The following is a 26,478-nucleotide window of genomic DNA, read 5'->3' on the forward strand; positions in this document are numbered from 1 at the left end:
TCCAACCATGGTATCTCCAACCAAAGGGATCGAAGCTGCATGAGCGTGATGGTCAAGGAAAGCCCGATGAGCGAAACGGACATGATCGCCGAGGCCGAGAAGGCGCTTGCCGACATCTCCAGGATCCGCGACGGGGTCGGCCGGGTCATCTTCGGCCAGGAGAGCGTCGTCGAGCGTACGCTGGTGGCGTTGCTGGCCGGCGGCCATGCGCTGCTGGTCGGCGTGCCGGGCCTCGCCAAGACCAAGCTGGTCGAGACGCTGGGCGTCGTGCTGGGCCTCGATTCACGCCGGATCCAGTTCACGCCTGACTTGATGCCGTCCGATATCCTCGGCTCCGAGGTGATGGAGCAGGACGAGTTCGGCAAGCGTTCCTTCCGTTTCATCTCCGGGCCGATCTTCGCCCAGCTTTTGATGGCCGACGAGATAAACCGTGCCTCGCCGCGCACCCAGTCGGCGCTGCTGCAGGCGATGCAGGAGTACCACGTCACCATTGCCGGCGCCCGCCACGACCTGCCGGCGCCCTTCCATGTGCTGGCGACGCAGAACCCGCTGGAGCAGGAAGGCACCTATCCCTTGCCCGAGGCCCAACTCGACCGCTTTCTGATGCAGGTCGACATCCTCTATCCCGAAATCGAGGCAGAGCGCCGCATCCTCTTGGAAACCACCGGCATCGAGGACGCCAAGGCGCAGAACGTGCTGCAGCCGGTGCGGCTGAAGGAGATCCAGACGCTGATCCGCCGCATGCCGGTGCCGGAAAGCGTCGTCGAGGCGATCCTGATGCTGGTGCGCTCGGCGCGCCCCGGCCAGGGCAATGCCGAAACCGACAAGCATGTCGCCTGGGGCCCCGGCCCGCGCGCCAGCCAGGCGCTGATGCTGTGCACAAGGGCGCGCGCGCTTTACGATGGGCGGCTGGCGCCCTCCATCGACGATGTCCGTGCGCTGGCCGAACCGGTGCTGCAGCACCGCATGGCGCTGACTTTCGCCGCCCGCGCCGAAGGTACCAGCGTGCGCGACGTGGTGGCGAAGCTGGTGAAAGGGATTTGATGGCGCGCATCGGCGAGGTCCAGGCTCCGGCAGCGACGCGCGACGCGCTCGCTCGTGGCCGGTTGCGGGCTTCGCTTGTGCCTGACCTGCTGGTCGAGGCGCGCCGCATTGTCAACACCGTGATCGCCGGCTGGCATGGCCGCCGCAAGCGCGGCATCGGCGAGAATTTCTGGCAGTTCCGGCCCTATGTCGAAGGCGACGCCTCGCGCATCGACTGGCGCCGCTCGGCCCGCGACGACCACACCTATGTGCGCGACCGCGAATGGGAAGCCGCGCATACAGTCTGGCTGTGGGCCGACCCGTCGCCGTCAATGCTCTACAAATCGACCGGCGCCAGCGTGTCCAAGCAATCGCGCGCGCTGGTGCTGACGCTGGCCATGGCCGAGCTGTTGTCGCGCAGTGGCGAGCGCATCGCCTGGCCCGGCCTCACCGATCCGTTCACCGCCCGCAACGGCGCCGAGCGCATTGCCGCCCAACTCATGCATGCCGGCGAGTTGCCGCCCAAACCCGACCTCTCCGACATCCGCCGCTTCTGCGACATCGTCATCGCCAGCGATTTCCTCGATCCGGTCGAGGAGACGATGGCCTGGCTTGACGTGCTCGCCCGCCACGGCGTGCGCGCCCATCTGATCGAGGTCGCCGACCCGGCCGAGGAAACCTTCCCCTATGCCGGCCGCACCGAATTCACCGATCCCGAGACCGGCGACAAGCTGACCGCCGGCCGCGCTGAAATGCTCGGCGACGAATACCGCCTGCTCTACACCGCCCGCCGCCACGAACTGGCTGCCTGGTGCAGGCGGCTCGGCTGGAGCTTTACCGTCAACCACACCGATCGACTGGCTTCCGACGCGCTCGTGCGCCTGCACATGGCGATGACCGCCGATGGCGGTTATGCCGGGCTGGCCGCAAGCGGCCATGCCGGGCTGGCCACCGGTGGCGGTCGCGCCGGGAAGGCCGTCGCATGAGCTGGCTGCCGCTCTCCTTTGGCGCCCCCATGGTGCTGTGGGGCCTGCTGGCGCTGCCGGTGATCTGGTGGCTGTTGCGGCTGACGCCGCCCAAGCCGCAGACCGAGGTCTTCCCGCCACTCAAAATCCTGGCGCGCGTGTTGAAGCGCGAGGAGACGCCGCAGCAGAGCCCATGGTGGCTGACGCTGCTCAGGCTCTTGATGGCGGCTCTCATCGTCGCCGCCCTTGCCGAGCCGGTGTTCAACCCGCGCGAAAAACTGCCGGCCGAGGGCGCAGCCCTGGCGCTGGTCATCGACAATGACTGGGCAAGTGCCGCCGACTGGAACAAGCGCGTCGCCACCGCCGAGCGGCTGATCAACGACGCCGGCTCGAACGGCGTGCCGGTCGTCATCGCCTTCACCGCCGAAAAGCCCAATTCGGAAATCGGCCCGTTCGATGCCGCCGCTGCTCTCGACCGGCTGCGCGCCGCCAAGCCGCGACCGATCCCGACCGACCGGCCCGCCGTTTATACCCGCGTCGCCGGTGTGCTGGACAGCTTGCCCGGCGCCAGCGTCGCCGTACTTGCCGACGGCCTAGCGGCGAAAGGCGACGAGGCCGCCTTCAACACGCTGTTGTCGAAAAATGCCGCTCGTGTCGTGTGGGCCAGTTCAGACCGGCTGTCGCTGACCGGCCTGACCACCGCTGACAACCAGGTCGATGGCTTTGCGCTGACCGCCATTCGCGCGCCGGGCGACCCGGCACCCGCACAAGTCACTGCCGGTGCTTTCGACGACAAGGGCCGCCGCATCGCCGATGCGACGCTGACCTTTTCCCCTGGCGAAACCACCGCCACCGGCACCATGGCGGTACCGTTCGAGCTGCGCAACGACTTCGCCTCGATCGGGCTTGACGGCGAGCGCCAGGCCGGTGCGGTGCGCGTGCTCGACGAAAGCTCCAAGCGCCGCCGCGTCGGGCTGCTGTCGCAGGCCGAGGCCGACCAGGCGCAGCCGCTTCTGTCGCCGCTCTACTACATCAGGCGCGCGCTGCAGCCCTTCGCCGATCTTGTCGAACCCTCCAGCGCCGACCTCGCCGACGCCATCCCGCAGATCCTCGACCAGAAGCCGGCGATGATCGTCATGGCCGACATCGGCACCATTCCCGCACAGGTTCGGCAAAGGCTGGTCGACTGGGTCGACAATGGCGGCACGCTGGTGCGTTTCGCCGGCTCGCGGCTGGCCGCCGCCGGCAATGACGACGACCTGCTGCCGGTCCGCCTGCGCACCGGTGAGCGTTCGCTCGGTGGCGCCCTCTCATGGACGTCACCGCAACCGGTCACCGAATTCCCCAAGGCCGGTCCGTTCGCCGATCTTGCGCCGCCGACCGAGGTCACCGTCACCAGGCAGGTGCTGGCCGAGCCGACGCCCGACATTGTCGAGCGCACCTGGGCCGCACTCGCCGACGGCACGCCGCTGGTCACCGGACTGAAGAAAGGCAAGGGCACGCTGGTGCTGTTCCATGTCACGCCCGAGGCGACCTGGTCGAACCTGCCGATCTCGGGCAGTTTCGTCGAGATGCTGCGCCGCATCGTGCAGTTGTCGCGCAACCAGGGCGCGGCGATCGCCAATGCCGAAGCCGCGGCCACCTCGCTGGCGCCCTACCGCATGATCTCAGCCGACGGCTCGCTGGTGCCGCCGACGCCGGATGCACGGCCGCTGGTGCCGGGTCCCGCGTTGGCGGTGACCTTCGAGAACCCGCCCGGCCTCTACGGCTCCGAGACCGGCGTCTTCGCCCACAACCTGCTCGAAGCCGCAAGCACGCTGGCGCCGCTGGCGCGCCCGCAAATCACCGTTCCGGTCACATCGATCCAGTATGCCTTTGACGAATCGCGCAACCTGAAGGGCGCGCTGGTCGTCGCCGCTCTGGTGCTGATGCTGCTCGACACGCTGGCGGTGTTCTGGATGGGCGGCCTGTTCACCCGCCGGACGCGCCGTGCCGGTGGCGTGGCCACCACCGCCGCGATCCTGATTGCGCTTGGCGCGCTGTTCGGCCATGCCGATCCTGCCCGCGCCGACGATGCCAAACCGGGCGACGAGGTCGCCATCGAAGCGATATCGAAAACCCGCATCGCCTATGTGCTGACCGGCGTGCCGGGTGACGATTCGATCAGCCGCGCCGGGCTCGAAGGCCTGACCCGATTCCTGGTCGAGAAGACGGCGCTGGAACCCGGTGCGCCGGCCGGCGTCGACATCTCCAAGGACGAGCTGTCGTTCTATCCCTTGATTTACTGGCCGATCGATCCGGCCGCACCGATGCCGAGCCAGGCTGCGATCGCCCGCATCGACGCCTATATGCAGCAGGGCGGCACGGTGCTTTTCGACACCCGCGACCAGTTCGCCAACGGCATCGGCGCCGATTCGACCAGCCCGGCGACGGAGCGGCTGCGCGACATCCTCGGCAACCTCAACGTGCCGCCGCTGGAGCCGGTGCCATCCGATCACGTGCTGACCAAATCCTTCTTCATCCTGCCCGAATTTCCCGGCCGCTTCAGTGGCAGCCCGCTCTGGGTCGAGGCCTCGCTCGACGCCAGCAATGCCGAGAACCGGCCGGTGCGGACCGGCGACGGCGTCTCGCCGATCATGATCACCGCCAATGATTTCGCCGGCGCCTGGGCGGTCGACGAAAATGGCGATCCGCTGCTGCCGACCGTGCCGGCGGACCCGATGCAGCGCATCTACGCGCTGCGCGCCGGCGTCAACATCATGATGTACATGCTGACCGGCAACTACAAATCCGACCAGGTGCATGTGCCCATACTGCTCGAACGGCTGGGGCAGTAGGATGACGTACTTTGTTGCGTTCCCAACGCGGAATTGCCCTCCCCACAAGGGGGAGGCTAATTCATGAACTGGTCGATCTCCCTCGAGCCGCTGATCTCCTGGCCCCTGCTGGCTCTGGTGCTGGTGCCGCTGGCACTGCTGGCGCTCATAGGCCTGTGGTTTCGCCAGCGTGGCGCCGTCTTCCGCTTCGTCGCCCTGCTGGCGCTTGCCGCCGCCCTGTTCAACCCGGTATTTCTCAACGAGGAGCGCGAGCCGCTGAAAAGCGTCGTTGCCCTGATCGTCGATCGCAGCCAGAGCCAGGATATCGGCGACCGCACCAAGCAGACCGACGAGGCACTGGCCGGGCTGCAGCAGCGTCTTGGCCGCTTCAAGCAGTTCGACGTGCGCGTCGTCGAGGCCGGTAAATCGCAAGCCGCCGAGGAGCGCACGGAAACTCGGCTGTTCGGTGCGCTCGAAGGCGCCTTCCGCGACGTGCCGCCGTCACGCATCGGCGGCGCCATCATGATCACCGATGGCGAGGTACATGATGCGCCCGCGCGCGCACCCGATTTCAACGCACCGCTGCATGCCCTGATCACCGGAAACGATCACGAGAAGGATCGCCGCATCCGCTTCGAGAACGCACCGCGCTTCGGCCTTGTCGGCAAGCCGCTCGACATGACCTACCGCGTGATCTCGACGGAAAACGAGACCGGCCCGGTCGAAGTGCGCGTCTCGATCAATGGCGAGCAGGTCGCGGTCGAGCATGCCACCGTCGGCCAGGCCATGCCGCTGCAGGTGACCATTCCGGGTGCTGGCCGCAACATCGTCGAGCTCGCCATCGACCGCGAGCCGGGCGAACTGACCGACACGAACAACCGCGCCATCGCGCTCATCGACGGCATTCGCGAAAACCTGCGCGTGCTGCTCGTCTCCGGCGAGCCGCATGCCGGCGAGCGCACCTGGCGCAATCTCTTGAAATCCGACGCCTCGGTCGACCTCGTCCATTTCACCATCTTGCGGCCGCCGGAAAAGCAGGACGGCACGCCGATCAACGAATTGTCGCTGATCGCCTTCCCGACTCGCGAACTGTTCGTCGAGAAGATCAAGGATTTCGATCTCATCATCTTCGACCGCTACCAGCACCGCGACGTGCTGCCGATCCTCTATTACGACTACATCTCCGAATATGTCGAAAAGGGCGGCGCGCTGCTGATCGCGGCCGGGCCAGAATATGCCGGTGAAAGCTCGATCGCACGCACACCGCTGATGTCGGCCCTGCCGGCGATGCCGACCGGCGAGGTGGTCGACAAGGCCTTCTATCCGCGCCTTACCGACCTCGGCCAGCGCCACCCGGTGACCCGCGGGCTCGACGGTTCGGCCACCGAGCCACCGCACTGGAGCCGCTGGTTCCGCACCATCGGCGTGCAGAATCCCGAAGGCGAAGTGGTGATGAAGGGCGCCGACAACCGGCCCCTGCTCTTGCTCGACCGCAAGGGAGAGGGCCGCGTCGGCATGCTTCTGTCCGACCAGGGCTGGCTGTGGGCGCGCGGCTTCGAGGGCGGCGGCCCGCATGTCCAGCTCTACCGGCGCATCGCGCATTGGCTGATGAAGGAGCCTGATCTCGAGGAGGAGCGGCTGACCGCCGACGGTCGCGGCATGGTGCTGGAAATCCGCCGCCAGACGATGGCCGATGATCCCGGCCAGGCGCAGATCATCACCCCTTCCGGCAAGACCTTGACCGTCAAGCTCGAGAAATCCGAGCCCGGTGTCTTCCTCGGCAGTGTCGAGACCAGCGAAATCGGCCTCTACCAGGTCGCCAATGGCGACCTCACCGCGCTCGCCCATGTCGGGCCGGTCAACGCGCCGGAATTCGCCGATGTCATTTCCACCGAAAACCGGCTGAGGGCGCCGGCGGAAGCCACCGGCGGCAGCGTAAGGCGGCTGGCGTCATCCACGGCCCTTGGCAGCGACATTGCGCTGCCCTCCATCGTGCCGGTGCGGTCTTCCGGTCAGGCCACCGGCAGCGACTGGATCGGCTTGCGCACGACGGACGACAGCGTGCTCAAGGCGGTTTCGCGCGTGCCACTGTTCGGCGGCTTCCTCGGCCTCGGCTTGCTGCTGCTGGCGATGGGTTCGATGTGGTACCGCGAGGGTCGGTAGGGCTACTACTCTTCCGGCTCGGTCGTGAACAGCAGCGGATAGCCCTTGGCCTTGCCGGCATCGGTCGCCCGTGTTGCCTTGGTCTCGGCGACATCCTTGGTGAAGACGGCAACAACGCAGACGCCGCGCCGATGTGCGGTGATCATGATCCTGTGCGCCTGGTCTTCGCTGAGCTTGAACTCGCCCTTCAGCACCGTCACCACGAATTCGCGCGGCGTGAAATCGTCATTGATAAGGATGACCTTGTAGAGCTTTGGCCGCTCGGTCTGCGGCTTGACCTGGGTACGCGGCTTTGTGGTGATTTCAGGCATCGGAACCGACAATTTTGCGCAATCGACCTGGCCCGCATTCTGACACCAGCGAATTCAGCCGTCCATTTTGATTGACGCGCAAAGCCGATCGGGCTGGCGCCGCCATCCGTGACTATGTGGGAAAGTCTCGGTTGCCGTTCAACGGTCCTGGCGGCCGAAGATGCGGCGGCCGGGAATCTGCCGCGCGGCCGTGACGGACGGCATATCGGACCGAAGGCGGTTTCCGCCCGCATCCGCCCGGCGTTCCAGCCATGCCGCAATCGGCCACGCGAGGACGCAGATCAGCGTTGTGCCGGTGAGCACGATCAGCACCCAAGTCTGTGCCGGCGTGATGTAGTCCCAGTTGGTGGAAATCTCCGGTGCGAACAGCGAAGGCTCGGTGCGCCCGCTGGCCGGATCGGGCACCGGGCTGGCAGTGAGCAGGATTAGCACCCTGGCGGCGCCGGTGGCGACCAGACCGCCAAGCACCAACGAACGCAGAGTGGACGAAAGCCGCTTCTTCATGCGGATTGTCCTACATGGCCGGCATTGCAAACGGGTTAAAGTCGGTCGGGGCGGAAGCTGCCGGCGCGAGGCTTCGGCCAAACATCGGTAGGCTAACCGTCCGCTACATCGCCGATATCAGGGCTTGCAGCGGTCGGACAGGAAGAAGGCCGCCCCAGCCGAAAAACAACTGGAACGGCCTTGTCGCGGACGGGCAAGTTATGCCCGATCTGGATTAAGCCTTCGGGGCGTCCTTCTTGACGGCCTTCGTCGGAGCCTTCTTGTGCTTCTTGGTCTTCTTGACGACCTTCTTGGGAGCAGTCTTGGCCGGGGCGGCAGTAGCCGGAGCGGTGGTGGTCGTCGAAGCAGCCGGAGCAGCGGTCGTGGTGGCAGCGGCGTTACCGAGAGCCGGCATCGCGAAGGCGAGAGCGACGGCGAGACCGGTTGCGGAGAGGATGGACTTCTTCATGGCTTCACTTCCTTTTTTAGCGGGTCGAGTTTTCGAGCGTCACTGAACCGGGTCGTTCGGCGTCACTCCAAGCAGCTTCAAAGCGTTGGCGAGCATCCGGATGCCCTGTGCCTGTTTCTTGGCGGCGCAGTACCGGTTACCCTTTCTCTGAAGTGCCTTTGCCGCGGTGACCTGCGTTGCCGCGGCATGGGTTTCGAGGGCTTCATCAAATTGGTGGCTGAGATTGGCGCACCGTTCGCTCCGGGTGGTGGGCGTCACCTTTGCGTCCGATTGTTCGACAGCGGCAGTAACCAGGCAAATGCCCAGCAACGCACCCAACAAACTGATCGACAACCTTGGCATCGGTTTATCCGTAAACCCGGAGACTAGCGTCGCAGCCGATGACCTGACCGCCACGAGACGAGTTATGCCTTTGTATTTTTTCAGGAGTTTTTCTGAACTGTAGAATTTTGTTTCTGGATTGTGTCTGAGAAGCCGATGTGGACGCATCATCACCACTGGCCAACTTATGGCCTGAATTCTATCGTGTGGGTTGCGACAGAACGGCTTGGCAATCAAACAATGACAGGGCTGCTGTGAAATCCGACGCACACATACTGATCGTCGACGACGACAAGGGCATCCGCGACCTGCTGCAGGAATTCTTCCAGAAGCGGGGCCTGCACACCTCGGTTGCCGCCGACGGCACCGAGATGGAGGCCATCCTGCGCCGCGCGCAAGTGGACCTCATCGTCCTCGACGTGATGCTGCCCGGCAAGAGCGGGCTGGAACTGTGCCGCGACCTCCGCGCCCAGTACTCGACACCGATCATCATGCTGACCGCCGTCACCGAGACCACCGACCGCGTGGTCGGCCTGGAGATGGGCGCCGACGACTATGTGCCCAAACCATTCGACCCGCGCGAGCTTCTGGCGCGCATCCGCGCCGTGCTGCGGCGCAACGGCGCCGCCGAGCCAAAGCGCGCCACCACCAAGCAGATCTACCGCTTCGCCGGCTGGACGATGGACTGTTCGCGGCGCCGGCTGATTGCCCCCGACGATGTCAGGGTCGAACTGACCATGGCGGAATTCAACCTTCTGCAGACCTTCGTCAAGAGCGCGCAGCGCGTGCTGACGCGCGACCAGCTCATCGAACTGTCCGGCGGCGACAGCGACTATTCCTTCGACCGCAGCATCGACATCCTGGTCAGCCGGCTGCGGCGCAAGATGGAAGACGACCCGAAGACGCCCAAGCTGATCCTGACCGTGCGCAGCGGCGGCTACCAGTTCCTGCCCGAGACGACCTCCGAATGAGACGTTTCCTGCCGCAGACCCTGCCTGTCTGGGTGCTGCTGATCGTCATCGCCGGCCTGCTGATCAGCCAGGTCGCGACCCTCTACATCGTGTCGCGCGACCGAGCCGCCGCCAACGACGTTGTCGACCTCTACCGTCTCAACGACCGTGCCTTCTCGCTGGTGCAGCTCATGCATGACGCCAGTCCGGAGCAACGCAAGGCGACGGCGACCGGCCTGTTCAATTCCACCTACGCGCTTACCGTCACCGACACGCCCGCGGTCACCTCGTCGATTGCCGGCGACGACGAACTGGCGGAGTTGGAAGACATCCTCGTCGGCCGGCTGTCGAAATTTGGCATCACCGATGCGCGGGTGCGGCGCGACCCGGCGACTCGCGAGGCCGACGATGCCACCGGCATGGCGCCGGGACCGGATATCGGCCAGGTCGAGCGCGACCTGCTGGTGCTGGCTGCCGACTTCGCCCAGAGCGACAAGCTGACGGCGTCGCTGCGTTTTGCCGACGGCCAGTGGCTGAACTTCACCGAGCCGATTACGCCCGTCGGCCCGATCCTGAGCTTCGACAGCCTGCCACTCTATTCGCTGATCGCAGGCCTGGTGGTGATCATGTCGATCTGGTCGCTGCGCCGGCTGACGGCGCCCTACCGGATGATGGAAACCGCCGTGAACCGGATCGGCAAGGATCTCAAGAGCCCGCCGATCGCCGAAAGCGGCAGCCGCGAGGTGCGTGCCGCCGCCAAGGCGATCAACGCCATGCAGGCCAGGTTGCGCGAATATGTCGAGGACCGCGAACATCTGGCGGCGGCGTTGGCACACGATCTGCGCACGCCGATGACACGCATGCGCCTGCGCCTGGAGCTGTTGCGCAAATCGGCGGTTCGCGAGGCGTTGGCGCACGACCTCGCCGATGTCGAGAGCATCGCCAGTTCGGTGATCGACTTCGCCACCTTCGAAGTGACTGAGGAAAAGAGCGAACGCATTGACTTCTGGTCGCTCGTGGAGTCGATCGCCGACAGCTATGACGACGTCTCGTTCGATGACGACACCCGCTCGCGTGGCCTGATCTGCATGGCGCGGCCGGTCGCGCTTAGGCGTTGCGTCACCAATCTGATGCAGAACGCGATCACCTACGGCAAAAAGGCGCATATCAGCTTGCGCCGCTCGGAGAACATGATCCTGCTCACCATCCGCGACGAAGGGCCGGGCATACCGCAGGCGCAGATCGACGCCGTGTTCGGCTCGTTCGTGCGCCTTGAACAATCCCGCAACCGCCAGACCGGTGGTCTCGGTCTCGGCCTGACCATTGCCCGCAACATCGCGCGAGCCGCCGGCGGCGAGATCAGCCTGTCCAACAACCCGGGCGGTGGCCTGCTGACGCAACTGCGCCTGCCGCTGGCGGCGTAGGGCGATCTGGAACCACCAGGCAGCCTTCGCTGCAGCGAAGGCCGCAGCCGAAGCCTGGCGCTACCGCCGCAGCACCGCGCTCAGCACGTCGCGGATGCCGATGGCGCCGACGAAGCGCGACTGGTCGTCGAACAGCGCCACGGGTGCGGTCTGCGAACGGTGCATGGCCAGCATCACGGTTTTCAGCGATGTGCCGGGATTGGCCCAGAACACTTGCGCCGCTTCCTCCGGCTGGCCCTCGACATCGGCGCATGACATCCAGACCGCCGGCTTGCCGTCGCGTTCGGCCGCCGCCACCAGCCCGTGCTCGTCGATCTTGAATCGCGTCGTCTTGCGCCGGTCGAGCCATACCCAGCCATTGTCGCCGTGCTCCAGGTCGCGGCGGTCGCGCATGACGTTCCAGGCGGTCAGCACCGAGAGCGGGTTCACATTGGCGATGAAGTCGCGGACATAGTCGTTGGCCGGCCGCAGCACGATGTCTTCCGGCGCACCGGTCTGCACGATGCGGCCGCCTTCCATGATGGTGATGTGGCTGCCGATCTTCAGCGCCTCCTCAAGGTCGTGGCTGACGAAGATGATGGTCTTCTTCAACTCGGCCTGCAGCTGCAGCAATTCGTCCTGCAGCTTGGTGCGAATCAGCGGGTCGAGCGCCGAGAACGGTTCGTCCATCAGCAGGATCGGCGCCTCGGTGGCGAAGGCACGGGCCAGGCCGACGCGCTGCTGCATGCCGCCCGAAAGCTCATGCGCGTATTTCTTCGACCACTGGTCGAGATGAACGAGCTCCAACTGCTTTTTGACGCGCTCCTTGCGCTCGGCTTCCGGAACACTGGCGAGTTCGAGGCCGAGGCCGACATTCTCCTCGACCGTGCGCCAGGGCAGCAGGCCGAACTGCTGGAACACCATAGCTACCTGCTTCTGCCGCAGCCTTCTCAACGTCACCTCATCGCAGGTGACGACGTCGACGGTCTTGTCGCCGTCCTTGACAAGCACCTGACCGCGCGACACCACGTTCAGCCGGTTCACGGCCCTCAACAATGTCGACTTGCCCGAACCGGACAGGCCCATCAGCACGGAAATCTCGCCCTCGTTCACGGTCAGACTGGCGCCTGCGCAACCCAGCACATTGCCGGTCTTTTCGAGGATCTCGGCGCGGGTGGCTCCAGCGTCAATCATTGCCAGAGATCCGGCCTGGTCGGCGCCGAAGACGATATCGACGTTTCTGAAATCGACGGCGACGGTCATTTCTTGCCTCCAACGGCAATGCGGGTCATCCGGTCAAGCACGATGGCGAGCACAACGATGGCCAGGCCCGCTTCAAGCCCGAGGTCGATGCGGCGCGAGCCGAGCGCCCTGTTGATTTCAGTGCCGAGGCCGCCGGCGCCAATCAGCGCCGCGAACACCACCATCGACAGCGACAGCATGATCGACTGCGTCAGACCGGCCATGATGGTTGGCAGCGCCGAGGGCAGCTCCACCTTCCACAACAGCTGGCTCTTGGTGGCGCCGAACGCTTCGCCTGCCTCTACGATCGACTTCGGTACCGAGACGACGCCGAGATGGGTGAGCCTGACCGCGGTCGGGATGACGAAGATGATGGTGACGATGAGGCCGGGCGCGTTGCCGAGACCGAACAGCGTCAGCACCGGGATCAGGTAGACGAAGGTCGGCAGCGTCTGCATCAGGTCGAGCACCGGCAGCATGATGCGGTAGACCTTCGGCTTGTGCGCGGCCCAGATGCCGAGCGGCACCCCGATGGCCATGGCCATCGCAGCAGCAGCCACCACGAGCACCAGCGTCTGCACCGTCTGCTTCCACAGGTTCTGGTTGATGATGAAGATCAGGCCGAGGAAGACGCCAATTGCGAGCGGCCTTGAGCGCTGCAGCAGCCAGGCGATGGCGGCGATGACAAGCGCCAGCAGCACCGGCGGCACCAGCAGCAAGATGTCGACCAACCCGTCGAGCAGGAAATTGAGGCCATTCGAAAAGGCCCTGAAGACAGTGTCGAAATTGTCGGTGAGGAAGCCGAAGAACGCCTTTCCCCAGGCACCGATCGGAATCTTGTGATCGACCATGAATTTCGAAATCGGATCCATATCGCCCCTCTCATGCAGGAGACCGCCCTGCCCTCGGCCTCTGATGTCGCAACGTCATCTTGTCACAGGATATGAAAAAGGGCAGCCTTTTCCAGAATGGCTGCCCTTTATTTCGGTCATGCCGAAATCACAGTCGGCTCAGCTTCCGAGCGCGGTCTTGATCGCCGCCGCCGCGTCGCCGCCATCAAAGGTGGTGACGCCGGCGATCCAGGGCGCAACCGCTCCGGGATTCTTCTTCAGCCAGTCGCTCGCCACCGTGTTGGCATCGCCGCCCTTGAGGATCGCGTCCATCATCTGGCCTTCCATATCCAGATTGAACTTCAGATTGGCGATGAACTTGCCTGCATTCGGGCACTCCGTGGTGTAGCCCTTGCGCACATTGGTAAACACGGTGGCAGCACCGAAGCCGCTGTCGCCCATGCCGTCGAGATAGGTGATCTTCATGGCGCCCATCACCGGATGCGGCGTCCAGCCGAGGAAGGCGATCCACTCATTGTTCTTCATCGACTGCTCGGCCTGCGTCAGCATGCCGGCTTCCGAGGATTCGACCAGCTCGAAGCCTTCAAGATTGTCCTTCGGGTTCTTGATCATGTCGAGGATGATGCGGTTGCCGTCATTGCCGGCCTCGATGCCGTAGATCTTGCCGTTGAACTTGTCCTTGAACTTGCCGATATCGGTCAGCGACTTGACGCCGGCATCCGCGACATAGGTCGGCACGACGATGCCGTAGCCGGCGCCAGTCAGGTTCGTGCTGATTGTCTCAACCGAACCGTCGGCGGTGTAATCCTTGATGTCGTTGGTCATCGACGGCATCCAGTTGCCGAGGAAGACATCAAGATCCTTGTTCTTCAGCGACGCCATGGTCACCGGCACCGACAGCTGGATCGTCTGCGGCTCGTAGCCGAGCGCGGTCAGCAGAACGGAAGCGACACCGGTCGTCGCCTGGATGTCGGTCCAGCCGACATCGGAAAGACGCACCGCCTTGCAGCTTGCCGGATCACCGGCGAAGGCAGCGCTCGTGGACAACAGAGCCGCCAGGCCGAGGCCGGCGACGAAGGAATTCATGCGCGACATAGATATTCTCCCATTGCGATTCTTTGGCGAAGCGAAGTTACGGTTTCTCTGCCCGCCTTGTTCTATCAGCCAAACACCATTCTGGTGTGGTTTCAAGCATTAAGGCAATCACGATCAACGGCGCAGGCTTGTCAATCAGCGACACGCTTCCTGCTTTTGCACTGCGCGGCTGTCGTTTTTTGGGGGCGGGTTGGTTTTTTGGGGGAATGCGGCTGCGCCCCCTCCCCGCGCCGGGATAAGTCGGCTTAAAAGGGCGGCATGGCCAAGCTCTACTTCCACTATGCGACGATGAACGCCGGCAAGACGACGATGCTGTTGCAGGCGTCGTACAATTATCGCGAGCGCGGCATGCGCACGATGCTGTTCGTCGCCGGCCACTACCAGAAGGGCGACAGCGGCCTGATCTCGTCGCGCATCGGCCTGGAGACGGAAGCCGAGATGTTCCGCGACGGCGACGATTTGTTCGCCCGCGTCGCCGATCATCATGAGCATACGACCGTGCATTGCGTCTTCGTCGACGAGGCGCAGTTCCTCGAGGAGGAGCAGGTCTGGCAGCTCGCCCGCATCGCCGACCGGCTGAACATCCCGGTCATGTGCTACGGCCTGCGCACCGATTTCCAGGGCAATCTGTTTTCCGGTTCGCGCGCGCTGCTGGCGATTGCCGACGATTTGCGCGAGGTGCGCACCATCTGCCGCTGCGGCCGCAAGGCCACGATGGTGGTGCGCCTCGGTGCCGACGGCAAGGTGGCACGTCAGGGGGAGCAGGTCGCGATCGGCAAGGACGTCTATGTCTCGCTCTGCCGCCGCCACTGGGAGGAAGAGATGGGCCGCGCCGCACCCGACGATTTCATCGGCTTCACCCAGGCCTGATAGGGTAACGGCCCAATGCATGTCGCCAAAAAGTGCGCAGCGGTTGGGACAACGACATGCGTAACAACGAAGGCCTCGGCCCGGTGCGGCGAGATCCGGGCAGGCCTCCCAATCCCGCAACGATGCAGCGTTTGTTAAGGCCTCGGTCCTATAAGACCGCCAGCCAGAGCTCTCCGGGGTCAGCCATGTTTCGAGCCGCGTTATCTGCCAGCCTTCTTCTCCTCGCCACCGCACTTGCCGCACAGGCCGGCGGTGACCCGGCGCTGGGCAAGCATGTCTTCAACCGGTGCATGGCCTGCCATGAAGCAGCCACCGACCGCGACAAGGTCGGCCCGCATCTGCTGGGCGTTGTCGGCCGCACCGCTGGTAGCGCCGAGAGCTTCCTTGGTCACTACTCCGAGGCGATGAAGAGCGCCGGTGCTGCCGGCCTGGTGTGGGATGAAGCCAACCTCGCCGAATATCTCAAGGCGCCTCGGCTCAAGGTGCCCGGCAACAAGATGGCCTTTGCCGGCCTGACCAATGACGACGACATCGCCAATGTCATTGCCTATCTGAAGGCCGATCCCAAGCCCTGAGCAACAGCCGGCTGCGTCGCATGACGACGCAGGCTTGGCCGGATATGTTACGCCTGCAACTGGAATTCCAGGGCGTCCGCGCCAGCGGAGATTGACTGCTTTGCCGGCACAGAAGTTCAATGACAGTTGAACTACGCTTGGCCGGTAAGCTAATCACGCCATGACCACACCTTGATTGACTTTCAAGACCGTGGCGAATTCTTTTGTTTTCGGGGCGGGTCTTGTCTTGCGTCTTTCAATCCCCGGATGCCCCACATATATTCGCCGCTGTTCGCGACCAGCGACGTGATGCCGAAGCGGGAGGCCCCAATGGCGACATTGCAGAATTTCGATGCCGAAATTGCCAAAACCAAGCAGGTCGTGCAGGACATGCGCACCAAGATCGAGCAGTCCGGCACCGTGCTTGATACGCTGGCCACCGCCGACAAGAAGATCGGCGACGCCAATTTCGACATCGAGAACGCCCGCATCGAGGACGTACTGAAGCAGCAGAAGGTGATGGAAGGCAACATCGCCGACCTGATCATCGGGCTGGAGGACGCCACCAACGTCTTCGGCGCCGAGTTCGAAAGCATGAAGAACTACACCGGCTGGGAAAACTTCGTCGGCATGTTCTCCAGCCAGAGCAAGCAGCGCATGCGCACCGATCGCGTCCGCAACATGTCGCTGGCTGGCAACCTGCAGGAACTGTTGGCCAAGTCCGACACCATTGTCGGCATCCTGAAGGCGCAGAAAGAAGTCCTCGACCAGCGCTACAAGACCTCCGAGGCCAGCCTGTCGCAGGTCATCGAGCGTCGCAAGACCACCATGTCCAACCTCGAAGCCGTGCAGAAGCGCATCGAGGAACTCAATCCGATGCTGCTCGACATCGAAAACAAGATCGCCGCTTCCACCAGCCAGAAGGACCGCACGCAGCTCGAAGGCGAACGCTCCAAGCTGGCGACGGAATACAATGAAAAGCAGGCCAAGGAGCAGGAGTTGCTGGCCGAGAGCCAGACGCTGGAACGCTACACCTCGATGTTCCAGACCTTCGTCGATTCGCTCAACAACCAGATCGCCGCGCAGTCGACGCTGATCAACAAGCTGACCATCGATACCGAACAGCGCATCGTGCTCTACAAGGCGCTGGAGGATTCGCTGAAGACCGCCGCCCAGCAGGACGTCGCCCACAAGATCAACACGCTTGGCAGCCAGGTCGACAACACCGCCGAGGAAACCATGGCCGGCATCGGTGCCGCCTCGCAGAAACACATCGGCGACCTGCTTGAAATGCACGAGAAGAACATGGTCGCCAGCTCCGACATCCAGCGCCGCAAGAAGTTAGCCGACGATGCCTTTGCCCGCCGCTTCGACGAGGTGCTGAAGAAGCACAACGCGTCAAACTACGTGCAGTCCTAGGGGTGACTGGACTGCCCGCGAGCGCACAGGCATGACCCCCGAAAACGAAGCGGCCGCACGGTATTTCTCGGCCATCACGGCCGCACTGAGCGGCCTTGAAGTGTTCATGCGCGACGATCGCTCGCCGCTCTACCGGCATGGCATCGTCGCCAAGATCGTCGCCGAATACATCGCCCGGCTCGACAAGTCCTTTGCCTGCTGGCGCAACCGGCTAGGCTTCATGGACACGTTCCGCATTTCGCGCGCCGAAAGCGGCTTCCCGGTTTTCCAGAACCTGCTCGAACTCGAAAACGACCGTCGCCAGGCCGACGCGCGGCTTGCCAACATTCCGCTGGCCGGAGAGTTGCGCGAGGAAATGGCCGACTTCATCCTACGCCACAAGGAATTCCCCGAGGCGCTGCAGAAGTCGATGGCCGAGCGGCTCTATCTCGAGGACGTGAAAAGCGAGAACACGTTCGGCCCGTTCACGCTGGCGCAGACGGCCAAGGTCTCGGTCAATCCGAAGACGGCGCGACCCTATTACCTCGTCCACTGGGCGACGTTCGACGGCAGCGCCAACCTGCCGCTGGTCTACATGGTGACGGTGGAGGATTCTTCCGACGCGATGGTGCGTCAGCTCGTCGACAGCAACGGCAAGCTCAATGACAAGGTCGACATTCCGCTGCCGGTCGATGGCTTGCTCAATCCCGAGCTGGCCCACCGTTTCGACGATTTCACCGAGAAGAATTCAGCCTACACGCTGTCGCCGGCGACCATCGCCGTCAACCTCGACAACGATTTCGAGCCGCTGCATCCCAAGCAGTTGCGCCGCGTCGTGCTCGGCCCGTTCTATTCCGCGGGGATCACCGACAACAATTCGACGGTGACCGAGGTTCTGGCCAAGGTGCGCAAGCCGGAAAATGCCTGGCTTCTGACCTGGACCATCCAGGAGGTCTATTCCAAGAGCGAGAAACCCGGCCGCAAGGGGCTGTTTTCGAGCGAGAAGACGACGCAGGAATTCTTCATCAACACCGATGACCTCGAAGCCGCGCGCCAGGGTGTGTCCAGCTACGAGAACCATGCGCTGATCCCGCACGAGGCCTACCAGGCACTCTACGCCGCCGGCGAGGCGCAGAAGATCTTTGCCGGCTACAAGGTCCACATCCTGTCCAACGGACAGGTCATCTCAGACGTCTGACCGTCACACCACGGAGCACTCTTCATGGATACCGGCCTGACCACCATTCCGGAAGCTTCGATCGAAAAGCAACGCGCCACCGCGCAGAGCTTCATCACCCGCATCGTCGTGCTGGAGGATCCCTCGCGCGAGTCCGGCACGGCGCTGGCCGGCACCAACCGCCGCTTCGTCTCGACCGTTTCGGTCGGCTCGGTGCGGCGCACGCGCGAGGTCGAGCTGTCGAAGACCGTCGGCGCCGTCCACCCCGACGACCAGTTGCTGACCATCCCGCAGCACACGCTGTTGTTCCGCGCCCGACGCGGCACGGCCATCGCGCTCGCCATATCGGACGTCTTTGCCGAAGGCTCGGACCTCGAAAGCCTGCAGTCCAGGAACACCCGCGCCCCGCTCGAAGGGGACGAGGCATCCACCTTCAAGAAGCTTCTGTCGGCCTCGGCCTACATCTCGGCCTTCAGCCTCGCTTCCTATCTGTTCCAGTTGATCGACAGCGACGGCGAAGCGCCCAACGACATCCCCGAGCCGGACTTCCTGTTCGACACGCCGCAGGATGCGGTCAAGTCGATCCTGGCCGGCCTCGACAAGGCGATATCGGGCTCGTCCGACGATGCCGATATGATGACCAGGGCACGCGCCTTCGCCCGCGTCGCCATCGACGGGCTGCTGGCGCGCAAGGGTCGCTTCGACGGCATTGGCCCATTCGAGAACGCCCATATCCGCATCGATGCCGATGACTTCACCCTCGACGGTTTCGACGTCGCGCCGGGCAAGCGCTCGAAGCCGCTGGTGATGACTTTCAAGACGCCGGAAGAGGTGGTCGGCAACCACATCGCCAAATACCAGTCGGTCAAGCTCGCCAAGATGCTGATGGCCTACGACTTCGAGCGTGAGCTCAACCCCTTCGTCGAGCTCGGCGGCTTCCTGTTCACCTTCATCGGCGACGGCGCGCCCGGCACCGGCAAGACGACGTTGATCCAGATGATCGCGGGTCTCGTCAACGGCTACTGCCAGGTCGCCGGATATCCCTTCGCCTATGAGAACTTCGGCGTCGACCAGATCTCGTCCTACCAGGGCAAATCAGGCCAGAACTGCCGCCAGTTCATCAACAATGTGCTCAATCCGCGTGTCATCGGCTTCGGCACCATCGACGACATCGACCAGGTGGCGGCGCGCCGCTCCGACGACCGCGCCTCCGCCGGCCAGCAGGAGATCACCGGCGTGCTGATGGATGCCTTCGCCGGTGCCGGCACGGTGGTACGCGGCAACTGCTCGTTCGGCATGTTCTCCAATTACCCCGAAAATGTCGACGATGCGCTGCGCCAGCGCGCCGGCGCCCGCTGGCTGGTCGACGGTCCGCAGACTCGCGACGACTACATCGACATCTTCGTGCTGCTTGCCGGCAAGAACCACAAGATCCCGCTCGGCGACCACGATCTCTACGCCGCGCAGGAGATCCAGCGCGCTGTGACCGAGGCCTACGAGGAGCATGAGAAGCCGCAGGAAGACGGGCTGATGAAGGTCTACGAGCGCTACATGAAGGAGAACGGCGCGCCGAAATCGATGTCCGACATTGGCACCTATCTGCACCTGATCAAGGATGCCGAGCCGCGCTTCACCGGCCGCGCCATCAAGAACGTCACCGACGCCATCAAGATGCGCGCCATGGATATCGAGCTTCCCGACGACTGGTTCGAGAAGCCCGAAGCCTTCATGCACAAGGGCTATGACGAGAAGAAGGCCATGATTGAGGAACTGCGCGGGCCGTTCTCGATGGACATGGTCATGCAGGAGATCAACCGCTACGCCGACAGCGAGTTCCGCTATTCAGACAAGTCCGACAACGCCGCCGTCGAAAAGCTGCTGCGCGACGCACGCCTGCGCGAACGAGCCGCACGCGAGATGGAGGAAATGAAGAAAAAGGGTCTGTGGAATGCGTGAAGGTACGCAATGACCGCCAAGAAACCTGACCTGCTGCGCGACAATGAGCTGATCTATGGCCGGCTGCTGACGGTCGACGAGCCGCATCTGATCCAGCGCTACAACAAGGCGCTGGCCGCGTTCGGTCTGAAGCCGACGAAGTTGAAGAGCTTCCAGATCGACCGCACCGGGTTCTCGCCCGAAGTGGCCGAGGAATGCGGCGACTATGACTATCTCGATCCCAACGAGGTCAATCGCCGCTTCATCATCCTGACGCCGTCGCAGATCGACCTGCCGGTGGTGCACACCGCCTTCTCCAACACCTCGCAGCTGATGTTCGAGTTCATGTCCAAGAACCAGCGCGCCATAGACGCGCTGACCATCAAGGACGTCATCTACGGCGAGATCGAGGATTCCGTCCCCAAGGTCAACGACATCGAGGACCTGCTGTCCATCAGCCAGGTCGAGTTCAAGGTGCTGTCGGCCGAGGATGTGCTGGGCAAGGCCGCTGAACTCGGCAAGCTCGTCGACCGGCTGAAGCAGGAGCCCGACGCCTGGCGCGACAACGCCATGCTGACCCGCATGGTGGAACTGGCCAAGATCTGCGGCGACATCCGCGAGAACGCGCTGGTGCCCGACCAGGTGATCTTCCGCCACAATGCCTACTGGACCAGCCATTTCGGCGGTCTCTACGTGTTCGTCGATCCGGACATGACGACGGTGATCGGTGATCCGGCCGCACCCGGTTTCCGCCGCTCGCGGCCGTGGCAGGTCAGCTATCTCTCGATCAACGACGCCGACAAGGTGTTCAAGTTCCTCGCCACCACCGGCCGCATTGAGCTGCCGCGTGCCTCCTGGATCGAGGCCTCGGGATATCTCGAGCATCGCGCCGAGATGGTGGTGCGCGCGCTGATCCGCGACGCCGAGCCGGACCGCAACCTGACGGATGTCGACAAGGTCTGGCTGCAGACCTGGATCCAGAGCCATGCCGACCTGATCACCAGGGACGGCAATTTTCCCTTCCTCAACGCCGCCAAGCGCGAGATCGCCCAGCTCGGCTACCTCAAGATCGAGGATGTGTTCCCGCAGCAGCGCTTCCTGGTGATCCGCGCCAAATCAGACCATCCCGACGCCTGGCTGACCAACCGGCTGATCTCGGACTTCGTCCCGTCGGACTTCGTCTCGCGCTACATCTTCAACAAGCAGGGCTTCTACAGGGACTATGACGGCTTCAGCGACGCCTGGCGATCGCATGTTGTGGACGTTCTCAAAACCACATATTTGAAGGACAAGGTGGCGTTTCGCACACGCCTCTACGGCCTGACTGACTAGAACGAAATGAACCGTCATTTTGTTCTAACTTGTTGTTTTGGCGCATGATGTTATCCAAAAAGTCTGCAACTTTTTGGCATCATGCTTTGAGGGGGTGACATCGCCATGCTCGATCCGATCGTGAACTTCTTCACCCGGATTTTCCAGTGGATCGGCCGTGGTATCGGCCTCCTGATCGGCGTCATCCTGTGGCCGTTCATGTGGGCCGGGCGCTGGTACACGCAGCGCGGCTGGATCCTCAAGGCGGTGGTCGGCGTCGCCTTGCTGGTGCTGATCGGCCTCTATGCCAACTTCTTCTACGCCACCCAGTGGTGGAACAATTTCAACCCGAATTACCCCGACACCTACACTTTCGAGAAGCGCAACGTGTCCGCGGGCGAACAGGTTGCCGCCGGCTCCGGCACCGATACCGCTAAGACCTGCGGCAACTCCGGTATTGCCCAGATCGCTGCAGACCTGACCGACTTCAACGTCAACCAGAATGCCTGGATCTCGTCGATGATCCTCTACAAGCTCGGCCTGTTCGGCATCGACTGGGACCACACGCCGTGGATGGATAACAAGGCCTCGTTCCAGCGCGGCATCAACCAGGCGGTGCGGCGCACGGCGACGGAACTCGCCGACAATCTCGGCCGTGTCCGCACCACGTCGCAGATCGATGCCGATCTCCAGGACGCGCGCGGCAATCTGCAGTTCGACGAATACACCTGGTATTTCGGCGTGAGCCCGTTCGGCCCGAAGACGCCGACGCCGAGCTATTACCGCGACGCGGTGCGCAAGCTGCGCTCCTTCAACGCCCGGCTCGCCACCTGCCAGGCGACCTTCGATGCCCGCGCCGACAATCTGAAGCAATATATCGACCGTATCTCATCCGACATAGGCTCGACGTCGGCGATCCTCAAGGAGCGCGCCGAGAACCACAACGATGGCTGGTTCGATTTCCGCGCCGACGACCGCTACTGGTTCGCCTATGGCCAACTCTATGCCTACTACGGCCTGATGAAGGGTGCCCAGGCCGACTTCGACGACGTCATCAAGGAAAAGCACCTGCAGAGCCTGTGGGACACGATGGACGCGCAGTTCGTCTCGGCGCTGCGCATCCAGCCCTTCATCATCGCCAATGGCCGCGAGGACGGCTGGCTGTTGCCGACGCATCTGACGACGATGGGCTTCTACGTGCTCAGGGTGCGCTCCAACATGGTCGAAATCAGCAACGTGCTGACGCAGTAAGGCTTGCCGGCCGCAGCCGAAGCGATGGCGAATTTGCGCCGTCGCTTCTGTCGCATTCGGTGCATTGTGCGGCTGTTTTGAGACGGCGGAACGACGCGTCCTCTGGCTTCTATACGGCGCGGCAACGGAGCCGGGAAGAACCGATGACAGGTCGGCCGGTCCGCAGATGAATTTTCTTCATAGGAAACATAGTTGCATGCAAGTTGACGCCGCGGCAGCGACAGGGTTAAAACATGCCCGCGCCCCGGTTCCGGCCCGCATGCGAGTGAGATCAAACCCCGTCCCCTCCACCGACCAATCCAGAGGAAAGCCGTCATGGCCGAAGTGAAGTCCGACATCGAGATCGCGCGCGGCGCCAAGAAGAAGCAGATCCAGGAGATCGGCGCCAAGATCGGCATTCCAACCGAGCACCTTTTGCCCTATGGCCACGACAAGGCCAAGATTTCCGCCGAGTTCATCAAGTCGGTGAAGGGCAACAAGGACGGCAGGCTGATCCTCGTCACCGCCATCAACCCGACGCCCGCCGGCGAAGGCAAGACGACGACCACCGTCGGCCTCGGCGACGGCCTCAATCGCATTGGCAAGAAGGCGATCGTCTGCATCCGCGAGGCTTCGCTCGGCCCGAATTTCGGCGTCAAGGGCGGTGCCGCCGGCGGCGGCTATGCGCAGGTCGTGCCGATGGAGGACATGAACCTCCACTTCACCGGCGACTTCCACGCCATCACCACGGCGCACAACCTTCTGTCGGCGCTGATCGACAACCACATCTACTGGGGCAACGAGCTCGGCATCGACACACGCCGCGTCGTCTGGCGCCGCGTCATGGACATGAACGACCGCGCGCTGCGCGAGATGATCTGTTCGCTCGGCGGGGTCGCCAACGGCTTTCCGCGCGAGGGCGGCTTCGACATCACCGTCGCCTCGGAGGTCATGGCCATCCTGTGCCTGTCGACCGACCTCAAGGACCTCGAGAAGCGCCTCGGCGACATCATCGTCGCCTATCGCCGCGACAAGTCGCCGGTCTACGCCCGCGACCTCAAGGCCGACGGCGCCATGGCCGTGCTCTTGAAGGACGCCATGCAGCCGAACCTGGTGCAGACGCTGGAGAACAACCCGGCCTTCGTGCATGGCGGCCCGTTCGCCAACATCGCGCATGGCTGCAACTCGGTCGTCGCCACCACGACGGCGCTCAAGCTTGCCGACTATGTCGTCACCGAAGCCGGCTTCGGCGCCGATCTCGGCGCGGAAAAGTTCTTCGACATCAAGTGCCGCAAGGCCGGCCTGAAGCCGGCCGCGGCCGTCATCGTCGCCACAGTGCGCGCCATGAAGATGAATGGCGGCGTCAAGAAGGAAGACCTCGGCAAGGAAAACATCGAGGCGGTGAAGAAGGGCTGCGCCAACCTTGGCCGCCACATCGAGAACATCCGCCAGTTCGGCGTGCCGGCGGTGGTTGCCATCAACCACTTCTATTCCGACACCGACGCCGAAATCCAGGCGATGAAGGACTATGTCGCCTCGATGGGCGAAGAGGCGATCCTGTGCAAGCACTGGGCCAAGGGTTCGGCCGGCATAGAGGAGCTCGCCAACAAGGTGGTGGCGCTGGCCGAATCTGGTGCCTCGCAGTTCGCGCCGCTCTACCCCGATGCGATGCCGCTGTTCGAGAAGATCAACACCATCGTCCAGCGCATCTATCGCGGCTCGGAAGCGATCGCCGACAAGTCGGTGCGCGACCAGCTGCACGCCTGGGAGCAAGCCGGCTACGGCCACCTGCCGGTCTGCATGGCCAAGACGCAGTATTCCTTCTCGACCGATCCAAACCTGCGCGGCGCGCCGACCGGCCACACCGTGCCGGTGCGCGAGGTCAGGCTGTCGGCGGGTGCGGGCTTCGTCGTCATCATCTGCGGCGAGGTCATGACCATGCCCGGCCTGCCCAAGGCGCCATCCTCGGAGAAGATCTTCCTCAACGAAGCCGGCCAGATCGAAGGCCTGTTCTGAGAATTTCGAGATCGTTGCGAGATTTGAAAGGGCGACCACTGGCCGCCCTTTCTGCTTTCTGAGGACAAACTCTGGCTACGCGGCGCTGCGCGCCAGCGCCCGTTGGTTGGAGGCATAGATCGTATCGCGCTCGGGCAGAGCGCCCGTCTTCAGGCATTCGACCCATTCGGCGGTCTTCAGCACCGCCGCGAAGCGCGACTGCAGGATGATCGTGACCACGCGGTGGATCTCTTCGGCCGAAGCATAACCAGCGCTGTTGGCATAAGGCACGGAGCCGGTCGCGTCGGACAGGAACTCGACGGCAAAGCCCATGTGGACGGCGTGGATGATGGTCGACAGATCGCAATTGTGCGTCATGTAGCCGACCACCGTGAGCGTATCGATGCCGTTGGCGCGCAGCCAGTCTTCCAGATCGGTGCCGGTGAAGGCGGACGGCAGGTTCTTTTCGACATAGTGGTCGCGCTCACGCCTGGCGATCTCGGGATGGAGCTCGCCACCATGGCTGCCCTTGGCGAAGATCGGCGAAGTCTCGGGCGCCATCTGCTTGACGACCACCACCTTGATGCCGGCTGTCGCCGCCGCGTCCATGGCGCGTGCCACATTGACGACGCTGTCGCGGAACGGCGGATGCTGGATCGCGAGATTGCCGCCATCATAATCGTTCTGGACGTCGACGACGATCAGCGCGCGGCGCGGCGTGGTGTTGGCTGGGTCAGACATGGTGTTTTCCTTTCCGGCTTGAATGCGATGGGTCGAAGATAGGCAGGTCGCCAAGCGGTCGAAAGTGTCCCGATTGACATCATTAGAAAGAATTGGGACAATCCGCATTCATTTGCTTGGAAGCCCCATGACCGACCCCATCATTGCCGTCCTTGCCTTCGACGGCATCAGCCCGTTCCATCTCTCCGTGCCATGCTTGGTGTTCGGCGAGGACAGAACATCTCTTGGCCTGCCGCGCTTCGAGTTCCGCATCTGCGCGGTCAAGGCCGGCCCGATCCACACCGAAGCCGGACTGACAGTTGCCGCGCCGCATGGGCTCGAAGGGTTTGACAGCGCCGACATCGTCATCATCCCAAGCTGGCATCGTCTCGGCGAAGCGCCAGCCCCGGTGTTGATGGAGGCGTTGCGCCGGGCACACGCGCATGGCGCATTGATTGTAGGCCTGTGTCTGGGAACCTTCGCCATCGCCGCGGCCGGGCTATTGTCAGGCCGCGGTGCCGCGACGCACTGGGCCTATTCCGAGCGGCTGCAAAAACTCCATCCCGACATCGCGGTCGATGCCACGGTGCTCTATGTCGACAATGGCGATGTCGTGACTTCGGCCGGCGTCGCGGCTGGCCTCGACTGCTGCCTCCACATCGTGCGCGCCCGCTATGGCGCGGAAGCCGCACTGCGGCTTGCCCGCCAGATTGTCCTTTCGCCGCATCGGCAAGGCGGGCAGGCACAATTCATCGAGCATCCAGTGGCAAAAAGCGCTGATGCCGACCGGTTCACCCAGGCACTTGACGCGGTTCGCGCGACGCTTGGCGAGACGCACAGCCTCGACCGCGTCGCCGAGGCCGCCGGCCTGACCCGGCGCACCTTCACCCGCCGCTTTCAGAAATCGATCGGCACCAGTTTCGGCGAATGGCTGACCAGCCAGAGGATCGAACTGGCGCAGCGGTTGCTGGAGGCAACGGAGAAATCGATGGACATGGTGGCCTTCGAGGTCGGCTTCGGCAGCGCCACGTCGCTGCGCCAGCATTTTTCAGCACGGCTCAAGACGTCACCGGCGCAATATAGGCGCGAGTTCTCGAGGCGAGCCGATCAGGACGAAACAATGGCGCACGCCTTGCCCTCCTGAGAAAGAACGGCCAAAGGCGCCGCATCACTGCGGCGCCTTTGGCATTCCCTGA

At 63.6% G+C, this 26,478-nt stretch carries 23 protein-coding genes; 15 read left to right on the forward strand and 8 right to left on the reverse strand.

Features of this window, described 5'->3' with window-relative positions:
* The first annotated feature begins 39 nt into the window (after window positions 1-39).
* The 4 genes from AC0ZT5_RS14795 to AC0ZT5_RS14810 all read left to right on the forward strand — a co-directional run bounded on the left by AC0ZT5_RS14795 (window position 40) and on the right by AC0ZT5_RS14810 (window position 6,967).
* Complete coding sequence (locus AC0ZT5_RS14795; protein WP_488497029.1) at window positions 40-1,044, forward strand: AAA family ATPase; 1,005 nt, start codon at window positions 40-42, stop codon at window positions 1,042-1,044.
* A complete protein-coding gene (locus AC0ZT5_RS14800; protein WP_488497030.1) occupies window positions 1,044-2,009 on the forward strand; it encodes a DUF58 domain-containing protein in 966 nt (321 codons plus the stop codon). Before AC0ZT5_RS14795 ends, AC0ZT5_RS14800 begins: the two co-directional genes overlap by 1 nt.
* The gene (locus AC0ZT5_RS14805) at window positions 2,006-4,825 is read left to right on the forward strand and encodes a DUF4159 domain-containing protein (RefSeq protein WP_488497031.1); all 2,820 of its coding nucleotides are present in this window, start codon (window positions 2,006-2,008) and stop codon (window positions 4,823-4,825) included. Before AC0ZT5_RS14800 ends, AC0ZT5_RS14805 begins: the two co-directional genes overlap by 4 nt.
* 63 nt (window positions 4,826-4,888) lie before the next feature.
* Entirely contained in the window at window positions 4,889-6,967 is a 2,079-nt protein-coding gene (locus AC0ZT5_RS14810) for a hypothetical protein (protein WP_488497032.1), read from the forward strand.
* A 5-nt stretch (window positions 6,968-6,972) separates the two neighbouring features.
* Here AC0ZT5_RS14810 and clpS read toward each other — a convergent pair whose 3' ends face one another.
* The 4 genes from clpS to AC0ZT5_RS14830 all read right to left on the reverse strand — a co-directional run bounded on the left by clpS (window position 6,973) and on the right by AC0ZT5_RS14830 (window position 8,572).
* On the reverse strand, window positions 6,973-7,278 hold the full coding sequence (clpS, locus tag AC0ZT5_RS14815) for an ATP-dependent Clp protease adapter ClpS (protein ID WP_477300305.1): 306 nt from the start codon (window positions 7,276-7,278) through the stop codon (window positions 6,973-6,975).
* A 138-nt stretch (window positions 7,279-7,416) separates the two neighbouring features.
* Window positions 7,417-7,782, reverse strand: coding sequence for a hypothetical protein (locus tag AC0ZT5_RS14820; RefSeq protein WP_488497033.1), 366 nt, complete (start codon window positions 7,780-7,782; stop codon window positions 7,417-7,419).
* A gap of 214 nt (window positions 7,783-7,996) precedes the next feature.
* Window positions 7,997-8,230 carry a hypothetical protein gene (locus AC0ZT5_RS14825; protein ID WP_095090827.1) on the reverse strand — a complete coding sequence of 78 codons (234 nt, stop codon included), beginning with the start codon at window positions 8,228-8,230 and terminating at the stop codon, window positions 7,997-7,999.
* Between the two features lie 39 nt (window positions 8,231-8,269).
* Window positions 8,270-8,572, reverse strand: a complete 303-nt coding sequence (locus AC0ZT5_RS14830; RefSeq protein ID WP_457151218.1) for a hypothetical protein — start codon at window positions 8,570-8,572, stop codon at window positions 8,270-8,272.
* 233 nt (window positions 8,573-8,805) lie between these two features.
* Here AC0ZT5_RS14830 and AC0ZT5_RS14835 point away from each other — a divergent pair, with 233 nt between their 5' ends.
* Window positions 8,806-9,522, forward strand: a complete 717-nt coding sequence (locus tag AC0ZT5_RS14835; RefSeq protein WP_095090825.1) for a response regulator — start codon at window positions 8,806-8,808, stop codon at window positions 9,520-9,522.
* Window positions 9,519-10,925: an ATP-binding protein gene (locus AC0ZT5_RS14840; RefSeq protein WP_477396813.1), complete on the forward strand. Its 1,407-nt coding sequence runs from the start codon at window positions 9,519-9,521 to the stop codon at window positions 10,923-10,925. Before AC0ZT5_RS14835 ends, AC0ZT5_RS14840 begins: the two co-directional genes overlap by 4 nt.
* Before the next feature lie 60 nt (window positions 10,926-10,985).
* Here the strand turns inward: AC0ZT5_RS14840 and choV are convergent, their stop codons facing one another.
* The 3 genes from choV to AC0ZT5_RS14855 all read right to left on the reverse strand — a co-directional run bounded on the left by choV (window position 10,986) and on the right by AC0ZT5_RS14855 (window position 14,092).
* Window positions 10,986-12,167 carry a choline ABC transporter ATP-binding protein gene (gene choV, locus AC0ZT5_RS14845; protein WP_488497034.1) on the reverse strand — a complete coding sequence of 394 codons (1,182 nt, stop codon included), beginning with the start codon at window positions 12,165-12,167 and terminating at the stop codon, window positions 10,986-10,988.
* Window positions 12,164-13,018, reverse strand: coding sequence for a choline ABC transporter permease subunit (gene choW, locus AC0ZT5_RS14850; RefSeq protein ID WP_095090822.1), 855 nt, complete (start codon window positions 13,016-13,018; stop codon window positions 12,164-12,166). Before choW ends, choV begins: the two co-directional genes overlap by 4 nt.
* A 138-nt stretch (window positions 13,019-13,156) precedes the next feature.
* Window positions 13,157-14,092 carry a choline ABC transporter substrate-binding protein gene (locus tag AC0ZT5_RS14855; RefSeq protein WP_095090821.1) on the reverse strand — a complete coding sequence of 312 codons (936 nt, stop codon included), beginning with the start codon at window positions 14,090-14,092 and terminating at the stop codon, window positions 13,157-13,159.
* A gap of 258 nt (window positions 14,093-14,350) precedes the next feature.
* Here AC0ZT5_RS14855 and AC0ZT5_RS14860 point away from each other — a divergent pair, with 258 nt between their 5' ends.
* The 8 genes from AC0ZT5_RS14860 (at window position 14,351) to AC0ZT5_RS14895 (ending at window position 24,583) form a co-directional block, all read left to right on the forward strand.
* Window positions 14,351-14,962: a thymidine kinase gene (locus AC0ZT5_RS14860; protein ID WP_488497035.1), complete on the forward strand. Its 612-nt coding sequence runs from the start codon at window positions 14,351-14,353 to the stop codon at window positions 14,960-14,962.
* A 185-nt stretch (window positions 14,963-15,147) separates the two neighbouring features.
* Window positions 15,148-15,537, forward strand: coding sequence for a c-type cytochrome (locus tag AC0ZT5_RS14865; RefSeq protein WP_488497036.1), 390 nt, complete (start codon window positions 15,148-15,150; stop codon window positions 15,535-15,537).
* Window positions 15,538-15,846: 309 nt separating this feature from the next.
* Window positions 15,847-16,935, forward strand: coding sequence for a hypothetical protein (locus AC0ZT5_RS14870; protein ID WP_095091695.1), 1,089 nt, complete (start codon window positions 15,847-15,849; stop codon window positions 16,933-16,935).
* Between the two features lie 31 nt (window positions 16,936-16,966).
* A complete protein-coding gene (locus AC0ZT5_RS14875; RefSeq protein WP_477289545.1) occupies window positions 16,967-18,112 on the forward strand; it encodes a hypothetical protein in 1,146 nt (381 codons plus the stop codon).
* 24 nt (window positions 18,113-18,136) lie between these two features.
* Window positions 18,137-20,047 (forward strand): AAA family ATPase, encoded by a 1,911-nt coding sequence (locus AC0ZT5_RS14880; protein WP_488497037.1) that lies wholly within the window; start codon window positions 18,137-18,139, stop codon window positions 20,045-20,047.
* 9 nt (window positions 20,048-20,056) lie between these two features.
* The gene (locus AC0ZT5_RS14885; protein ID WP_488497038.1) at window positions 20,057-21,358 is read left to right on the forward strand and encodes a DUF6638 family protein; all 1,302 of its coding nucleotides are present in this window, start codon (window positions 20,057-20,059) and stop codon (window positions 21,356-21,358) included.
* Between the two features lie 105 nt (window positions 21,359-21,463).
* The gene (locus AC0ZT5_RS14890) at window positions 21,464-22,588 is read left to right on the forward strand and encodes a DUF2333 family protein (RefSeq protein ID WP_488497039.1); all 1,125 of its coding nucleotides are present in this window, start codon (window positions 21,464-21,466) and stop codon (window positions 22,586-22,588) included.
* Between the two features lie 315 nt (window positions 22,589-22,903).
* Window positions 22,904-24,583, forward strand: a complete 1,680-nt coding sequence (locus tag AC0ZT5_RS14895; protein ID WP_095090813.1) for a formate--tetrahydrofolate ligase — start codon at window positions 22,904-22,906, stop codon at window positions 24,581-24,583.
* A 75-nt stretch (window positions 24,584-24,658) separates the two neighbouring features.
* Here AC0ZT5_RS14895 and AC0ZT5_RS14900 read toward each other — a convergent pair whose 3' ends face one another.
* Window positions 24,659-25,303: a cysteine hydrolase family protein gene (locus tag AC0ZT5_RS14900; RefSeq protein ID WP_488497040.1), complete on the reverse strand. Its 645-nt coding sequence runs from the start codon at window positions 25,301-25,303 to the stop codon at window positions 24,659-24,661.
* A 127-nt stretch (window positions 25,304-25,430) separates the two neighbouring features.
* Between AC0ZT5_RS14900 and AC0ZT5_RS14905 the strand changes: the two genes are divergently transcribed.
* Entirely contained in the window at window positions 25,431-26,426 is a 996-nt protein-coding gene (locus AC0ZT5_RS14905; protein ID WP_488497041.1) for a GlxA family transcriptional regulator, read from the forward strand.
* Window positions 26,427-26,478: the final 52 nt, after the last annotated feature.

Source organism: Mesorhizobium sp. CNPSo 4670, from assembly GCF_057784235.1.

What these genes read in the sequence shown, in the direction of transcription:
- AC0ZT5_RS14840 (WP_477396813.1), top strand. Translation starts at nt 9,519, where the DNA reads ATGAGACGTTTCCTGCCGCAGACCCTGCCTGTCTGGGTGCTGCTGATC.
- AC0ZT5_RS14800 (WP_488497030.1), top strand. Translation starts at nt 1,044, where the DNA reads ATGGCGCGCATCGGCGAGGTCCAGGCTCCGGCAGCGACGCGCGACGCG.
- AC0ZT5_RS14855 (WP_095090821.1), bottom strand. Translation starts at nt 14,092, where the DNA reads ATGTCGCGCATGAATTCCTTCGTCGCCGGCCTCGGCCTGGCGGCTCTG.
- AC0ZT5_RS14885 (WP_488497038.1), top strand. Translation starts at nt 20,057, where the DNA reads ATGACCGCCAAGAAACCTGACCTGCTGCGCGACAATGAGCTGATCTAT.
- AC0ZT5_RS14880 (WP_488497037.1), top strand. Translation starts at nt 18,137, where the DNA reads ATGGATACCGGCCTGACCACCATTCCGGAAGCTTCGATCGAAAAGCAA.
- AC0ZT5_RS14895 (WP_095090813.1), top strand. Translation starts at nt 22,904, where the DNA reads ATGGCCGAAGTGAAGTCCGACATCGAGATCGCGCGCGGCGCCAAGAAG.
- AC0ZT5_RS14905 (WP_488497041.1), top strand. Translation starts at nt 25,431, where the DNA reads ATGACCGACCCCATCATTGCCGTCCTTGCCTTCGACGGCATCAGCCCG.
- AC0ZT5_RS14870 (WP_095091695.1), top strand. Translation starts at nt 15,847, where the DNA reads ATGGCGACATTGCAGAATTTCGATGCCGAAATTGCCAAAACCAAGCAG.
- AC0ZT5_RS14810 (WP_488497032.1), top strand. Translation starts at nt 4,889, where the DNA reads ATGAACTGGTCGATCTCCCTCGAGCCGCTGATCTCCTGGCCCCTGCTG.
- AC0ZT5_RS14830 (WP_457151218.1), bottom strand. Translation starts at nt 8,572, where the DNA reads ATGCCAAGGTTGTCGATCAGTTTGTTGGGTGCGTTGCTGGGCATTTGC.
- AC0ZT5_RS14825 (WP_095090827.1), bottom strand. Translation starts at nt 8,230, where the DNA reads ATGAAGAAGTCCATCCTCTCCGCAACCGGTCTCGCCGTCGCTCTCGCC.
- AC0ZT5_RS14795 (WP_488497029.1), top strand. Translation starts at nt 40, where the DNA reads ATGAGCGTGATGGTCAAGGAAAGCCCGATGAGCGAAACGGACATGATC.
- AC0ZT5_RS14900 (WP_488497040.1), bottom strand. Translation starts at nt 25,303, where the DNA reads ATGTCTGACCCAGCCAACACCACGCCGCGCCGCGCGCTGATCGTCGTC.
- AC0ZT5_RS14820 (WP_488497033.1), bottom strand. Translation starts at nt 7,782, where the DNA reads ATGAAGAAGCGGCTTTCGTCCACTCTGCGTTCGTTGGTGCTTGGCGGT.
- clpS (WP_477300305.1), bottom strand. Translation starts at nt 7,278, where the DNA reads ATGCCTGAAATCACCACAAAGCCGCGTACCCAGGTCAAGCCGCAGACC.
- AC0ZT5_RS14865 (WP_488497036.1), top strand. Translation starts at nt 15,148, where the DNA reads ATGTTTCGAGCCGCGTTATCTGCCAGCCTTCTTCTCCTCGCCACCGCA.
- AC0ZT5_RS14890 (WP_488497039.1), top strand. Translation starts at nt 21,464, where the DNA reads ATGCTCGATCCGATCGTGAACTTCTTCACCCGGATTTTCCAGTGGATC.
- choV (WP_488497034.1), bottom strand. Translation starts at nt 12,167, where the DNA reads ATGACCGTCGCCGTCGATTTCAGAAACGTCGATATCGTCTTCGGCGCC.
- AC0ZT5_RS14875 (WP_477289545.1), top strand. Translation starts at nt 16,967, where the DNA reads ATGACCCCCGAAAACGAAGCGGCCGCACGGTATTTCTCGGCCATCACG.
- AC0ZT5_RS14860 (WP_488497035.1), top strand. Translation starts at nt 14,351, where the DNA reads ATGGCCAAGCTCTACTTCCACTATGCGACGATGAACGCCGGCAAGACG.
- choW (WP_095090822.1), bottom strand. Translation starts at nt 13,018, where the DNA reads ATGGATCCGATTTCGAAATTCATGGTCGATCACAAGATTCCGATCGGT.
- AC0ZT5_RS14805 (WP_488497031.1), top strand. Translation starts at nt 2,006, where the DNA reads ATGAGCTGGCTGCCGCTCTCCTTTGGCGCCCCCATGGTGCTGTGGGGC.